The following is a 14,534-nucleotide window of genomic DNA, read 5'->3' as shown; positions in this document are numbered from 1 at the left end:
AAATCCGGCCCATCCGACCGCTGTATCCGCCGAATTCTTTTCGCTCGATCCGATCCTGAAATTTACGCGCGAGCCAAGCGCCAGCTGCGCTCGCAGATCCTCATGCCTCCGCCGGAGCAGTGTTCAACAACAGGTTTCCCTCGCCGGATCGTACGAAAAAAAAGGCCCCGGAGGGCCCTTCTGATTGCGCATGCGGAAAATCAGCGCTGGAGATTGACCAGCACGTCCAGCAGGTCGGAGCCCGTCTGGAACACCTTGGAGTTGGCGGTATAGCTCTTCTGCGCCTGGATCATGTCGGTGAGTTGGCCCGCCAGATCGACGTTCGAAGCTTCCAGCGAGTTCGACTGGATATAGCCAAGGCCGTTGCTGTTGGCGAAACTGGTGACCGTTACGCCGGAGTCGGCATTGGCCTGATAAACGTTGCCGCTCATCAGCGTCAGCTTATCTGGGCTTGCAACGGTTGCGAGCGGGATCTGGTAGATCGCCTTCGGATCACCTTTAGCATAGTTCGCGTAGACGACGCCGTTCTTGTCGATGGTAACGCCGGTGACCGCCGCTGCCGCCTGCCCATTGGTCGAGCCGGTCGAGGCGAAATCAGAGGCCTTCTGCGTCATCTTACTCAGATCCATGGCGATCGATCCAGCGGTCGTCGGATCGGTGATCGTAAAGCTGCCGCCACTTAGCATATTGCCGCTTGTATCGAACGTCATCGTGCTTGTCGCAACAGGGCCGGATGAGTAAGGGAAGGATGAACCGGTACCCGTCGCGGCGTCGGCGTTGCGGTAGACGGCGACTTCCCATGTACCAGAGGTCGCCGGGGAGGCCGCGACCGGCGGGGTAGCAGTGGGATCAGCGGCGACCGCAGGCTTGGCATCCGCCGTCTTGGTATAATAGATGTCATACATGACGGTATTGCCGAGCTTGTCGTAGCCGACAACCGAGCTTTTCTGGGTATTGGCGGTTGTTGTCGCTTTGTTGGCGCTCGGCAATGTTTCGGTGGAGCTGGGTACAACAACCGTCGCGTTCGAATTGAGATTGCCCGTGAAGCTGCCTGAGGTCGAAGGGGAGTTGGCAAGGCCGCTCTGGTTGACGTTGATCGGCACCAGGCCGTCGAAGCCGTTGACGACGACAGCCGGCGCTCCCGAAGCATAGGAGTAGCCCATCAGCGTATAGCCAGCGGAATTCACGAGGTTGCCGTTTGCATCCGGCGTAAAGTCGCCTGCGCGGGTCAGAACGGTCTTGCCGTCGGCGCCCTGCACGACGAAGAAGCCGGCGCCCTGGATCGACAAGTCGCTGCTCGACGAGGTGGAGACTGTATCGCCCTGCTGCGAGACCGAATAGCTGACGTTGGTTTCGACGCTGCCGGAGTTATAGTTGCCGCCGCCCGAAGGGAGAATCAACGACGAAAAGCTGGTGGTCGCCGACTTGTAGCCCGTTGTATTGACGTTCGCGATGTTGTCCGACACGGTGCTAAGCTTATTTGCCTGCGCGTTCATGCCGGAAACTGCCGTTTTCATGCTACCAAAGATGCTCATTGGTTCCTCGCACGTTGCTGATGCCGGGATGGTAGCGATAATGACTTGTGTGAAGCTGGCTTTTTGGCGCGCGCTGCCGGTTTGAATCAGTCCAAAACATTCGAGGCTCCTTGAGCCGAGCCATAGGCGGGCGTGCGCTTCAAGCCCTCTTGAGGCGTTCTCTGAAAGCAAGCAGGATCAGACCGGCCACGGACGCAAAAGCCGCGCCGGCGACAAAGGTGCTGTCAGGCCCGATCCATTCCCAGAGTCCACCGGCAAGGATGCTGGCGCCCAATAGCGCAACTCCGGAAACGAGATTGAAGACTCCGAAAGCCGTTCCCCGCAGATTGCTCGGAGAGGCGTCCGCAACCAGTGTTGCAAAGATCCCTTGCGTGAAGCCCATATGCAAGCCCCAGAGCAACACGCCAAGAGCCAGACCGGGTAGCCCAGGAACGAAAGCCAGCGTCAGATCAGCTGCGACCAGGAGCCCGACACCGATCAAGAGCAAGGTGACGCGATCGACCCGGTCGGCAAGAACTCCGACCGGGTATGCGGATATCGAATAGATGAAATTCATGCCGATCAGCACAAGCGGAATTAGCATGACGGGCAGATCGAGGCTCTGGGCATCGAGCAACAGAAAGGCTTCGCTGAAGCGCGCAAGCGTGAAAATCGCCGCTACCCCGGTCACAAGCCAATATGTGCTTGGAAGACGCAGGAGATCGGATTTTCGTAACGGGAATGTCGCGCTCTTATCGCTGGGCGCTTTTGAAGGTTCCTTGACGAAGAAAAGAATGAGGCCGACCGCAACAAAGGCGGGGATGACGGCAATCCAGAAAACCGTGCCGAACTGGTCCGAAGTCCACCACATGAGCAGCAGCGCGATCGCTGGGCCGAGGAAGGCGCCGACCGTATCTAAGGATTGCCGCAGTCCGAAGCTTGCGCCGCGAACTTCGGGAGGCGAAATATCTGCAATCAGGGCATCTCGCGGAGCACCGCGAATGCCCTTGCCGATACGGTCGATAAAACGTGCTGCTACAAGCCAGCCGATCGACGGCGCAACCGGAAAAATCGGCTTGGTCAGTGCAGCCATCCCATATCCCAGAAGGACCAACAGTTTTCGCTTGCCGAGCCAATCGCTTATGGCCCCGGAGAATACTTTCGTGATCGCGGCGGTGGCTTCCGCGATGCCCTCGATGATGCCGACGGAAAGCGTCGAGGCCCCCAGAACGGTCACCATATAGACAGGAAGCAGGGCGTGGATCATCTCGGAGGAAATGTCCATAAAAAGCGAGACGAAGCCCAGCGCCCAGACGCCACCGGGTATGGCTGGTACCGGTCGACGGCTTTTCGCGTTGACATCGACCATTGGCGGATCCTTTCGGCGCATCTTGTTCAGCCGGTTTTATTCTCTTCGTTGGCTTCGAAAACCTGGCGCGCATAATCGTCGAGCAGGGCCTCGCACATCTTGAGCTTTTCGGCAGCCGACGTTGCTAATTGCGCCCCGTAGAAATCGAGCTTCTTGATCCGCTCGAACCACTCCTGAAGCTTCCTAAGGTCCGTGTCTTCTTCTTCGAGTTCGGCATAGGTGAACTTCTGTTTCGATATCTCCTTTGCGATTTCCTTCTCGAAATCGTCGCAGCGTCCGATGAATTCCTGGTAGAGTTCAGCACGATCCGCATTGAAGCGTTCGATCACTTTGTTGAGTTGGGCGTCATCGAGCGGTGCCGAATCCAGCAACACGGATTCGCCACCCATCTCGGAGATATCGAGTTCCGACATCTTCAGCCGTCGCAGGTTTTCATCGGTGCGGGGGAGGAGGCAAACCCCATTCTGGAGATAGATAGCCCCCAAGCCCTTGAGGCGCCGCCACAATGCGACCCTTCGAGCTGCAGGCTCCGAAGGCACCTTGTAGGTGAGCAGTATCCATTGGCCCAAAACGTTTTTCTTTATTGTTACGGTCGTTACATTTGTCCATACCATATCGGCCATGAAATGGAACTTCAATCGGGCGCGCTTTTTCCGCAGCCAGAGTTTCTCATCTGCGACGAGCCCACCTTAGCTCTTGGTGACGACCAATCTGACCTGACCTGCTGAAATTCCGCGGCGCGCGGTCGGCTGCGCCGGCGTCGCGGGATTTTGTTGACTTCATGGCTGACGCCTCGAGCAAGCGTTCCAAACCAGGGTTTCAGCTTTACGTCAGTCAACGAAGCTATTTCTCAAAAGCGACACGCTGCGGCTGTATGCCGGTGTTGTCAGTTTTGGAGAGTTGAATTTGAATCTTGTTGTTAGGCGCTCGTCTTCTGGGGTGCCCGTTTCCGGATACGAGCCTGGCGGCTTCACCTATCGCCGCGATATCGACGGCCTGCGCGCCTTGGCGATCATTCCGGTCGTTCTCTATCACGCGGGCATCCCCGGCTTCCGCGGCGGTTTTGTCGGCGTCGATGTGTTTTTCGTCATTTCCGGCTTCCTGATGGCATCGCTGATCTCCAAGGAAATCGCGAAGGGCGAATTCAGTCTCGTCCGATTCTATGAGAGCCGTATCCGGCGGATTTTTCCGGCATTGTTCGCTGTCCTGGCCATGTCTTCGGTCGCGGCATGGTTCCTGCTGATGCCGGCCGAATTCGCCTATTTCGCGCGCAGCTTGAAAGCGGCGGCCCTGTTCACATCGAATATCCAATTCGACAAGGAGAGCGGATACTTCGATATCGGCGCGCAGATGAAACCGCTGCTGCACACATGGTCCCTGGCCGTCGAGGAGCAGTTCTACATTCTGTTTCCCTTGCTGCTGTTGGTTCTCAGCCGATTTGCCCAACGGTATATCGCACCGATCCTGGCTGGATTGCTGGCCGTGTCGTTCGTAGCGAGCACGTGGACGCTGTTCCGGTCGCAGCCCGACGCATTTTATCTGCTGCAATTTCGTGGCTGGGAGCTGCTTCTTGGAGCGCTGCTGGCCGTCGGTGTCCTACCGATGCCAAAGCAACCCAAGGTGAGAGCCGGATTGGCCTCCGCCGGTGTGCTTTTGATCGCGATTGCCGTCTTCGGGTTTAGCGAGCGGACACTCTTTCCCGGCCCGGCAGCTCTGCTACCCTGTCTTGGCGCGGCGCTGGTGATCCATGCGCGAGACGAGCTCGGGCCAGCGAGCAGGGTTCTGCAATCACGGCCGATGGTCTTCGTCGGGTTGATCTCCTACTCGCTTTATCTCTGGCATTGGCCGCTCATCGTCTTCAGCCGGGAGGTGACAGGACGAGAGCTTTCGCCGATGCAGGGCGGCCTGATCGTACTGGCGTCGCTCGCCATGGCCATCATCTCATGGCGCTTCATCGAGCGGCCGTTCCGTGGACGCGGCAGCCTCGTAAAGCGCTCGCCGTTATTTGCTGGAGCACTGACCGTCGTGATCGCCGCTGCAGTAATGGGAGACTATGTCGCCCATCACGGCGGCATACCCGGTCGACTGCCGGCGGATGTGCAGCGGGTTTATGCTTCCACTTACGATCAGAGCCGCTTCAGCCTGCCGCCGTGCTTTGCGGAATCCGACACGGCGGCGCGTTCGGCTGCGGATATTCGTGCAGGCAAGCTTTGTCCGCTCGGGCCGGAGGACGTAGCGAAACCCGCCTTTCTCGTTTGGGGCGATTCCCATTCCGGCGCCATGGCGCCTGCCATCGATGCGGCGGCGAAACAGGTTGGGATCAGCGGTCTCTTCGCAGGCCATTCCTCGTGCCCGCCTTTGCCAGAGGTTCAGCTCACGCCGCGCGGCGATACCGAACTCTGCGGTGATTTCAACGGCGCGGTGCACGACCTGATTAAGGCCCAGCATATTCCACTGGTTTTCCTGGTGGCCTATTGGCCCAAATATGTCCACGATGCCGAAATGCCCAATGAGGGGCCGTATTTCGACCCTTCCGTACCGCCCCCGTTGGAGGATAGATCGGCGTTGGTCGTCCAATCGATGGACCGCCTGATTGCCGAGCTGACCAAACAGGGAACCAAGGTCGTGCTGGTCTCGGATGTCCCTGAAATGGGACGCTATATGCCCGAGGCCGTCGCCAAGGCGATGATGCAAGGCACGTCAACGGAGGTTGCTCCCCCATTGGAGTATATCAAGAAGAGGCAGGCGCTCTCACATGTGATCCTGAGCCGTGTGGCTGCAAAATATGGTGCAACGATCATCGATCCGCTGCCAGCCATCTGCAGCAGCGATCGTTGCGATGCCGTGCGAAACGGTCTGCCGCTCTATAAGGATGCCGATCATCTCACAGCGACGTTCGCGGCGACCCTGAGCTCGCTCTACGTCCCCGTGCTGTCCGAAGCCCGTCAATTGCTGGGGGCGGCCGGTTCCAGTCATTAATCGTCAATCACTTATCCTCGCCTCGATTGACAGGCTAGAATTCCATCCGGGCTAAATGACATAGCGATATTACCTTGCTGACGTTCATGAGTTCCGCCGTCCGAAGCGCCTGCCGTAGGCTGCACAACGATCATGCGGCGCCTTTCGCCGAAAATCGATTGTCAATTATCCTGACTTTGGATCGGTTACTTGCGCAAAGGATCGCAGTTTCTACCGGTTGAAATCTCGATCTACTTCGAACATCCAATGGCGCATATGATCGAGCAAAAGTGCGATGTCATATCGCCATTCCAGCATTAGAAGTTTCAAGTCCATCCTGCCGCGTCGAAGATGCAAGTCAAGCGCGTGCCTGAGATCCACAAGTTCGTCGGAGGTTGGCGAATGCTGCAGGGTGTTCTTGGGCTTGGCACCACGGGCCAGACGCTTGGCAAACAGTTCCAAATCCAATGTTGTATCTCGGGTCGTCTCCATCATGACTAATCCTCCAAGCTGCAAATTATATCGTAATACGATATAATTCAACAGCACGGCAGATTTTTGTCGGCGCGGGATTTAACTCATACTGGCGCTACGGGCCAGCGCGAACCGGTAGGATCGCATCGGCAGCCTCACCGGAAAAAGGGTTGGCTGCCGTAGTACGCGATGCAACCCGTTGCCGATGACATTGGCGCGCAGGTCAGAGATCGCCACTCCTTGGGGAAAAGGCCATGAAATCCAGGTTGTTCGAATGTTGGTTTTGGCGCTACGCCAGCGAAGTCATAGACTTGTCGCCAGCGCCTCCATCCAGATCGCGACCGCTGCTGCACCACCGTCTTGGGTGCCGAGAGCTCTTTCGCCGAGATAGCTCGCGCGGCCGAGTTTCGGTATCATATCCGCCGTGCGGCGGGCGCCTTCGGCTGCGGCTGCGGCCGCCTGCTTCCAGGCTTTGGCGGCGGGCACCTTGATGCCGGCTGCCTCGAGCGCTCTTAAGGCCGGGTCGAGTGCATCGAGCATGGTGCGGTCGCCCGGCTTTGCTCCACCGATCTCGCTAATGGCAGCGATACCGATCGCGAGGGCGGTGCGAAAATCTTCAGGCGAGAAGCGATTACTTTCGCCGAGATGGCGCCCAGCTCGCGTCAAGGCGATCGCATAGAAAGGCCCGGAGCTTCCGGCGATCGCCCGTCGCAGCGCATTGCCGATTGCGATCAGAGCGTTGGCAGGGTTGATCCAGGCGCTTTCGGGCAGGGCGCGAATGGCTTCGGCACCACGAAGCATGCTCGCGCCCAGATCGCCGTCGCCGGCCTTGCTGTCGAGTTCGGCCAGATGAGCTTCGGACGCTTCCAGCGCATCACAGACGGCAAGACCGATGCGGCGCAAGTCGTGAGGGGCGAACCGGCCCACATCGCCGAGCGGGGTTTCGTTCTCCGGTATGTTCGCCACCCGCACGATATGAGGTGCTTCCGAGATCGCGCCGCCCCGCGGCCATGCGGTTGCAGACGTCTCGGCATCCAGCAGTTCGAAATCGCTCTCATTCAGATCCAGGAGTGAAATCGAGCAACCCGGCATTTCGAGCGCCGTCAGGAAATTGCCGCTCCATGCCCGTTCGATCCCGAGGCCACGCGAACGCAGCGATGCGATCGCGCAACGGGCGACGACTGCCAGCTCCATGGGCGGCGTTGCTCCGAGACCATTGATGAGCAATGCGACCCTTGAGCCTGAAGCAAGCTGCATGTCCGTGACGATTTGACCGATGATCCTGTCCGTGATGGCGTCTGCGGGTAGATGTTTCGTGCGCTCGACGCCCTTTTCGCCGTGGATGCCGAGGCCAAGTTCGATTTCATCATCGGCCAGCGTGAAACCGGCCTTGCCGGCGGCCGGTACGATGCAGGCGCCGAGCGCAACGCCCATCGTGCCGAGGCGCGATGCCGCCGACTGAGCGATGGCGGCAACCTCCTTCAGGCTCTTTCCGCTCGCTGCGGCTGCGCCCGCGATCTTGTGGACCAGCACCGTTCCGGCGATGCCGCGGCGGCGGTCGCGCGGTACGAGACCGGAAAGTGCCACATCATCCGCCACGACGACAAGCTCGGTCGGGATGCCCTCGATGGCGGCGAGTTCTCCGGCAAGGCCGAAATTCAAGCGGTCGCCGGTATAGTTCTTCACGATCAGAAGTGCGCCTGCTGGGCCGGCACTGGCGCGGATGGCAGCAAGCACGGCGTCGACGCTCGGCGAGGTGAAGACTTCGCCGGTAACGGCCGCAGTCAACATGCCAGGTCCGACATATCCGGCATGGGCCGGCTCATGTCCGGCACCGCCACCCGAGATCAGGGCGACCGGCCGGTCCGCGATCACGGGCAGGTCGGCGCGCAGCACGACATTCTCCTTGTCGAGCAGCGCAAGGCCGGGTGCGAGAGCGACAATGCCCTCCAGCATTTCCCGCACCACGTCAGCGGGTCGATTGATGAGCTTCTTCATTGTCCTTCATCCTATTGCTGCTTGCACAGAAACGCTTCCAGTCGCTTCGCGCCTTCCTCGATGAGCGCAGGATCAACGGCAAAACACACACGCGGGAATTCTTTCCCGCCCGGCCCGAAAGCCGAGCCGGGTGCGATCCCCGCGCCTGCCTCCTCCAGGATCCTGCGCGCCATATCATAGTCACTATTCATGTCGTGAATGGAGAAGAAGAAATAAAAACTTCCGCCAGGCCAAAAGATGCGCACATTCGGCAGTCTATCGAGTGTCGAGCAGATGATTTCGCGCCCGCGCGTCGATCGAGCGATGCACACGGCTTTGCTGATCGCTATTGTGCCAGCATATCCGTGAGCGCATGCCGCATGGATTCGCTCGAAATGCCGAAGAGACCGCCATAGGGAAGATCAAGATCCAGGATGACAAACATGACGCTTGCCACCGACACGATGGCGACGGCGACGATGGAACCCGTGAGCGGGTTTCTGGGAGCTTGAAGACCAAAGCTTAGGAATACCAGCATGAGCCAGAAGATCAGGACACCGAGAAAGGGTGCTGAAAGCGCGCCGTGCGCGTCCTCGATCACGGTCCATCGCGCTGCCAGGAGATTGCCGAAGAGCTGATTGCAACGGGTCACGAGCAGTTGATGCAAGGCATCGGTTGGCTGCTCGCGGGCGATGCCGAGACCGATGTTGTTGAGAATTGCTCCAAGAGCAGGCGCTTCGCCAGTCAAAGGCAATTTTGATATGTCAGGATATGTCACCTCTGTTGGAACTGGCTCACCCGGCCATGTGCTGGCGATGACGGCGGTTGTGTAGCTACGCAGAAGTTGTCGCTCATTATCCAATGCCGGGCCGTAATTCCTCAGACAGCGGTCCATCTCTGCCAGACTTGCGGCGTAGCGGTTGCGATCGTGAGACGCCGTTGTGAATGCGTTCAGTTCCGATGCCAGAAGCAAGCTCATGACGAGGGCGGCAAAAGTGACAAGAAGGGCTGTGACGACGCGGAGGAAGTCTATTGTCTCGTTGCCGCGATGTGGGGCAGGTAATCTCGCACGCAATATCGAACCGGCCGCGGCGCTAAACACTAGGAGAACAAACAAAGCCAGCGTCCACACCGCTTCGCGCTGCATCGAAAAATGCTCCTGCTGCATATGGCCGTTGATTATGTCATGTATCTCGAGAAAGCGGGAGGATAAAAGCTCCGTGATCTTTCATGGGTGTTCGCTTGGCCCAGCAATCCGGTATCCTTTGCAGCTGGGCAGCTTTGAATCAGCTATCGTATGCAAGTCGGCAGAATGGATCAGGTGCATACCGCGATGCAAACGGACAGCCAGATCAAGGCGACCCCCAATGCCAATGCGCGCCTGGCTCCGACAACTTTCTCGGCCTCTTCTTCCGCTACGGGCGTCGTTACGATCCAGGGCACGGAACCGAGAGCCGCAAATCCGATGATGGCCAAGGCCACAACGAAATAATCGGATATGCGCCAGGGCCCTTGGTCATACACTCCCCAGTAGCCCAGAAAGGCCATTCCCACCGCAAACATCGTCGCGGACGCGGAGCAAAGCCCCGTAACGGAGCCCGCAGGTGCTCGCAACTTGCTTTTTTCCGGTGTTGACCCGTTCATAACGCCATATCCACGACGGCAAGTCGCCTTTCCGCATATATGTCAGGAATTGAGCGCGACGCCAACGGCCGGATTGCATCTAAAGCAGGATCAGTGGCCTGGTATCCCGCGCTCCCAGCGCAGCTTCCAACAAACCTGATTGATCATGAACGGAAGAGGGCCTGCATCATTTCAGGCCCTTCCACTCTTTGTCCCCTTCATACCCTATCCGGATCAGGAGTGAGCGGTGGGTGCGGGCGGGACGTCGGCGCCCGCACCCTTCTCTTCGGCCGGTCTCTTGGTCCGGAGGAGGGACAGTACAAAGACGAAAAAGACGGGGACGAAGAAGACGGCAAGGACTGTCGCGGAAATCATGCCGCCGAGGACGCCGGTGCCGATCGCGTTCTGGCTGGCGGCACTGGGACCCGTTGCAATCGCCAGCGGCACGACGCCGAGCGTGAAGGCAAGCGACGTCATCACGATCGGGCGGAAGCGGACGCGGGCTGCCTCGGTCGCCGAGTCCAATAGGGACTTGCCATGCGCGTAATAATCCCTTGCGAACTCGACGATCAGGATGGCGTTCTTCGCCGATAGGCCGATAATCGCGATGAGCCCTACCTTGAAATAGAGATCGTTCGGCATGTCGCGCAGCATCGCCGCCAGCACGCAGCCGATAATGCCGAGCGGCACGACGAGCATGACCGATAGCGGGATCGACCAGCTCTCGTAGAGACCTGCAAGCAGCAGGAAGACGAAGAGGATGCTGAAGGCGAAGAGGACCGGCGCCTGGCTGCCGGAGGCGATTTCCTCGCGCGACTGGCCGGACCATTCGTAGCCGAAACCGTCGGGAAGTTCGGATGCGAGGCGTTCCATCTCGGCAATGGCGGCGCCTGACGACTTGCCTGCTGCTGCTTCCCCGGTAATGCGGATGGTCGGAAAACCATTGTAGCCGACGATTTGCGGATCGCCCTTGCGCCAGTCAGCGGTCGCAAACGACGAGAGCGGCACCATTCCGCCGGTGGTGTTGCGGACGTTCAGCTTCATCAGGTCTCCAACCTGCATGCGGCTGCGGCCGTCCGCTTGCACGATGACCTGTTGCATGCGGCCCGCGTTCGGATAGTCATTGATATAGGAAGAGCCGAGATTCGCGGTGATCGCATCGTTGATGTCGGTGAAGCCGACGCCGAAGGTGTTCGCCTTCTCGCGGTCGATCGCAAGGACGATCTGCGCCGCCTCCTGCATGCCCTCGACGCGGACGTTTGTCACCGCACTGCTCTTGACCGCTTTTGCCATCAGCTCTTCCGCCGCTTGCTTGAGCGCTTTCTGTCCGCGCCCGGCGCGGTCCTGGAGCCTGAAGGAGAAGCCGTTCGTCGTGCCGAAACCTTCGATTGGCGGCGGCGAAAGGGCATAGGAGGTGGCGTCCTTCAAACCGGCGAGCTGTGCGTTGACGCGCGCAGCGATTTCCGGCACCGAACTGCCGGCCGGCCGTACGGCCCAGTCCTTGAGCGTCACGAAGGCGATGGCCGAGTTCGGGCCGTTTCCGGAGAAGCTGAAACCCTGGACGGCAAAGACGTTTTCAACGGCCGGTTCGGCCTTGAAAATCGCCTCGATCTGCTTCAGCGACGCGATCGTACGGTTGGCGCTCGCCTCCGGCGGTCCCTGGATGTCGACGATCAGGATGCCCTGGTCTTCTTCCGGCACGAAGGAGCCGGGCAGGTTGACGAAGAGGTAGCCGAGGCCGATGACGAGCGCGAGATAGACGCCCATCATGCGTCCTGACCGGCGTGCAAGGCCGGCCGTGGTCCTGGCGTAGCCCGCCGTCATTCCGTCGAACTTGCGATTGAACCAGCCGCCGAGACCTTTCTTCTCATGGTGATTTCCGTCGATCGGCTTCAGGAAAGTGGCACAGAGCGCCGGCGTCAGCGACAGCGCCAGGAAGGCAGAGAACATGATCGAGACGACCATGGTCAGCGAGAACTGGCGGTAGATGATGCCGGAAGCGCCGGGGAAGAATGCCATCGGAATGAAGACGCAGGACAGCACCAGCGTGATGCCGAGGATGGCGCCAGTGATCTGCTTCATCGCCTTCTGCGTCGCGGCTTTCGGCGGCAGCCCCTCTTCGGCCATGATGCGCTCGACATTCTCGACCACGACGATCGCATCATCCACGAGGATGCCGATAGCAAGCACCATGGCAAACATGGTCAACACGTTGATGGAGAAGCCTGTCGCATACATGATGGCGCAGGTTCCGAGCAGAGCGATGGGCACGACGAGCGTCGGGATGAGCGTATAGCGGAAATTCTGCAGGAAGACGAACATCACGATGAAGACAAGGACGATCGCCTCGATCAGCGTGTGCACGACCTTCTCGATCGAAGCATTGACGAAGGGGCTGGTGTCGTAGGGGATCGAATATTCGACGCCCTTCGGGAAGAACTTTGACAGCTCGTCCATCTTCGCCTTGACGGCCCCCGAGACGGCGACGGCGTTGCCGGTCGAGGAAAGCTGGATAGCAAGGCCGGCGCTCGGATTGCCGTTGAGCCGGCTTGCGGTCGAATAGGTTTCCGCGCCATCCTCGACTCGGGCGACGTCGCGCAGGCGCACGGTCGAGCCATCGGGATTGGCACGGAGGATGATGTCACCGAATTGCTTCGCACTGTTGAGTTGGCCTTCGACGATCACGGTCGCGGTCAGATCCTGGCTGACCGGATTGGGTGCGGCTCCGATCTGACCGGCTGCGACCTGCGCGTTCTGGGCGGCGATCGCCGCGCTGATGTCGGCCGCCGTCAGATGGAGGCCGACCATCTTGTCCGGGTCGATCCAGACGCGCAGTGCCCGCTGCGAGGCGAAGACCTGAGCCCGGCCGACGCCCGGCAAACGACGCAGCTCTCCGAGGACATTGCGGTTGATGTAGTCGCCGAGCGCGATCTCATCCATCTTGCCGTCGGTCGAGGTCAGGGCCGCGATCAGCAGGAAGCCGGCACTGGCTTCCTCGACCTGAATGCCTTGCGTGCGGACCGTCTGCGGCAGCCGCGCCTCGATGCGTCGCACCGCATTTTGCACGTCGACGGTCGCCTTGCCGATATCTGTGCCGGAGACGAAGGTGGCGTTGATGCTCACCGAGCCGGAATTGTCGGAGGTCGATTCGAAATAGGCGATGCCATGGACGCCGTTCAGCTCCTCCTCGATCAGCCGGGTCACGCCCTGATAGATTTCCTGCGGGGAGGCGCCGGGGTAGGAGGCGGAAATGGAGAGCTGTGGCGGAGCGACGGCGGGATATTGTGCGACCGGCAATAGGGGGATCGTAATGATGCCCGCGATCATGATGAAGAGTGCAAAGACCCATGCGAGGACGGGTCGCCTGATAAAGAACTGTGCCATGATTTGGTTACTTTGCGGCCTGGTCTGAGGTGTTCGGCTCGGCATTTTGCGGTGTCCATGGTTCGGCGACGACCTTGCCACCGGGCGTGACCTTCTGGACCCCGTCGGCAATGATGGTTTCGCCGTCGTTCAGGCCGGAAACAACGATCCACTCGGTGCTCAGAGATGCGCCGAGAACGATGGTGCGCACCTGCGCCGTTTGGTCGGCGGCGAGCACGAGAATCTGAGGGTTGCCTTGGGCGTCTCTCATCACCGCCCTTTGCGGAATGGTGATGCCGCTCTTCTGGACTGCCTGCTCGATGCGCACGCGGACATACATGCCCGGCAGGAGATCGCCATCGGGATTGGGAAATTCCGCACGCAATGTGACCTGTCCCGTGTTGGGGTCCACATTCGCGTTCGAAAACAGGAGCTTGCCTGGCTTGGAATAGCTCTTTCCACCGTCGAACACGAGCTCGACGGATGCCTGTCCGGGTGCCGGGCTCTGCAGCCTGCCTTCGCTGACGCCGCGCTTCAGCGCCAACAGGTCCTGCGCAGACTGTGTGAAATCGGCATAGACCGGATCGATCTGCTGGATGAGCGCGAGGTTGGATGCGCCCTCGGCTGTCACGAGCGTTCCCTCGGTCACCAGAGCGCCGCCGATGATGCCGGTGATGGGCGCTCTTATCTTAGTATAGTCCAGATTGATTTCAGCTTCGTCGAGGGCGGCTTGCTGAGCCGCGACATCGGCGTCGGCCTGTGCAAGATTGACGGCGGCTGTATCATAGTCGACGGCCGTCGAGACGTTGCGCTCATGGAGCGAGCGCTGCCGCTCAAGTTGCTGTCTGGCATTGGCCAGTACGGCTTTGGCTTTCTGCAAGGCCGCTCTCGCGCTCGCCACCCGCACCTGGAATAGCTTCGGATCGATCCGGTAAAGGACGTCGCCCTGATGCACCAGGCTGCCCTGCTGAAAGACGCGCTCCTGGAGGATGCCCGAGACCCGAGCACGCACTTCGGAGATCCTGGTGGCGGCGATGCGTCCGGGGAGCTCGCTCATGACGGGCACCGGATGCGCCTTGATTTTTAGGACACCGACGGCGGGCGGCGGCACTTCGCCGCTCTCCTGCGTGTAAGCATGGCCGGAAAGCAGCATAAGCATCGCCATTGCCGCCAATATCGCCTTCCCGCAAGGCAGTTCGAACGCAGATCGCATAGATGTATTCCCAATTGACCGTGGCACGAGGAGATCGTCGCTC

Annotated in this window: 11 protein-coding genes; 1 reads left to right on the top strand and 10 read right to left on the bottom strand. The window is 59.7% G+C overall.

The annotated features are described in order from the left end of the window. Window positions 1–200: 200 nt before the first annotated feature. The 3 genes from AC13RM_RS04275 to AC13RM_RS04265 all read right to left on the bottom strand — a co-directional run bounded on the left by AC13RM_RS04275 (window position 201) and on the right by AC13RM_RS04265 (window position 3,506). On the bottom strand, window positions 201–1,535 hold the full coding sequence (locus tag AC13RM_RS04275) for a flagellar hook protein FlgE (RefSeq protein ID WP_285170853.1): 1,335 nt from the start codon (window positions 1,533–1,535) through the stop codon (window positions 201–203). A gap of 139 nt (window positions 1,536–1,674) precedes the next feature. Beyond that, window positions 1,675–2,883, bottom strand: a complete 1,209-nt coding sequence (locus AC13RM_RS04270; RefSeq protein ID WP_488554623.1) for an MFS transporter — start codon at window positions 2,881–2,883, stop codon at window positions 1,675–1,677. A gap of 26 nt (window positions 2,884–2,909) precedes the next feature. Continuing rightward, window positions 2,910–3,506 (bottom strand): Chromate resistance protein ChrB, encoded by a 597-nt coding sequence (locus tag AC13RM_RS04265; RefSeq protein ID WP_350223764.1) that lies wholly within the window; start codon window positions 3,504–3,506, stop codon window positions 2,910–2,912. A 283-nt stretch (window positions 3,507–3,789) separates the two neighbouring features. Here AC13RM_RS04265 and AC13RM_RS04260 point away from each other — a divergent pair, with 283 nt between their 5' ends. Beyond that, window positions 3,790–5,862, top strand: a complete 2,073-nt coding sequence (locus AC13RM_RS04260; protein WP_488554622.1) for an acyltransferase family protein — start codon at window positions 3,790–3,792, stop codon at window positions 5,860–5,862. Between the two features lie 210 nt (window positions 5,863–6,072). Here AC13RM_RS04260 and AC13RM_RS04255 read toward each other — a convergent pair whose 3' ends face one another. The 7 genes from AC13RM_RS04255 to AC13RM_RS04225 all read right to left on the bottom strand — a co-directional run bounded on the left by AC13RM_RS04255 (window position 6,073) and on the right by AC13RM_RS04225 (window position 14,443). Beyond that, entirely contained in the window at window positions 6,073–6,336 is a 264-nt protein-coding gene (locus AC13RM_RS04255; protein WP_113232527.1) for a hypothetical protein, read from the bottom strand. 282 nt (window positions 6,337–6,618) lie between these two features. Then, on the bottom strand, window positions 6,619–8,313 hold the full coding sequence (locus tag AC13RM_RS04250) for a dihydroxyacetone kinase family protein (RefSeq protein WP_488554621.1): 1,695 nt from the start codon (window positions 8,311–8,313) through the stop codon (window positions 6,619–6,621). Between the two features lie 11 nt (window positions 8,314–8,324). Beyond that, window positions 8,325–8,558: a hypothetical protein gene (locus AC13RM_RS04245; RefSeq protein ID WP_374821163.1), complete on the bottom strand. Its 234-nt coding sequence runs from the start codon at window positions 8,556–8,558 to the stop codon at window positions 8,325–8,327. An 80-nt stretch (window positions 8,559–8,638) separates the two neighbouring features. Beyond that, window positions 8,639–9,439 (bottom strand): bestrophin-like domain, encoded by an 801-nt coding sequence (locus AC13RM_RS04240; protein ID WP_374821160.1) that lies wholly within the window; start codon window positions 9,437–9,439, stop codon window positions 8,639–8,641. Between the two features lie 170 nt (window positions 9,440–9,609). Then, window positions 9,610–9,936, bottom strand: a complete 327-nt coding sequence (locus tag AC13RM_RS04235) for a hypothetical protein (protein ID WP_095438722.1) — start codon at window positions 9,934–9,936, stop codon at window positions 9,610–9,612. Between the two features lie 213 nt (window positions 9,937–10,149). Further along, complete coding sequence (locus AC13RM_RS04230; RefSeq protein ID WP_374821156.1) at window positions 10,150–13,299, bottom strand: multidrug efflux RND transporter permease subunit; 3,150 nt, start codon at window positions 13,297–13,299, stop codon at window positions 10,150–10,152. A gap of 7 nt (window positions 13,300–13,306) precedes the next feature. After that, the gene (locus tag AC13RM_RS04225) at window positions 13,307–14,443 is read right to left on the bottom strand and encodes an efflux RND transporter periplasmic adaptor subunit (RefSeq protein WP_488554662.1); all 1,137 of its coding nucleotides are present in this window, start codon (window positions 14,441–14,443) and stop codon (window positions 13,307–13,309) included. Window positions 14,444–14,534: the final 91 nt, after the last annotated feature.

This window comes from Martinezella sp. CNPSo 3732, assembly GCF_057784515.1.
This window is presented reverse-complemented; position numbering and strand designations above follow the sequence as displayed.

What these genes read in the sequence shown, in the direction of transcription:
- AC13RM_RS04240 (WP_374821160.1), bottom strand. Translation starts at nt 9,439, where the DNA reads ATGCAGCGCGAAGCGGTGTGGACGCTGGCTTTGTTTGTTCTCCTAGTG.
- AC13RM_RS04250 (WP_488554621.1), bottom strand. Translation starts at nt 8,313, where the DNA reads ATGAAGAAGCTCATCAATCGACCCGCTGACGTGGTGCGGGAAATGCTG.
- AC13RM_RS04225 (WP_488554662.1), bottom strand. Translation starts at nt 14,443, where the DNA reads ATGGCGATGCTTATGCTGCTTTCCGGCCATGCTTACACGCAGGAGAGC.
- AC13RM_RS04265 (WP_350223764.1), bottom strand. Translation starts at nt 3,506, where the DNA reads ATGGCCGATATGGTATGGACAAATGTAACGACCGTAACAATAAAGAAA.
- AC13RM_RS04230 (WP_374821156.1), bottom strand. Translation starts at nt 13,299, where the DNA reads ATGGCACAGTTCTTTATCAGGCGACCCGTCCTCGCATGGGTCTTTGCA.
- AC13RM_RS04255 (WP_113232527.1), bottom strand. Translation starts at nt 6,336, where the DNA reads ATGATGGAGACGACCCGAGATACAACATTGGATTTGGAACTGTTTGCC.
- AC13RM_RS04270 (WP_488554623.1), bottom strand. Translation starts at nt 2,883, where the DNA reads ATGGTCGATGTCAACGCGAAAAGCCGTCGACCGGTACCAGCCATACCC.
- AC13RM_RS04275 (WP_285170853.1), bottom strand. Translation starts at nt 1,535, where the DNA reads ATGAGCATCTTTGGTAGCATGAAAACGGCAGTTTCCGGCATGAACGCG.
- AC13RM_RS04235 (WP_095438722.1), bottom strand. Translation starts at nt 9,936, where the DNA reads ATGAACGGGTCAACACCGGAAAAAAGCAAGTTGCGAGCACCTGCGGGC.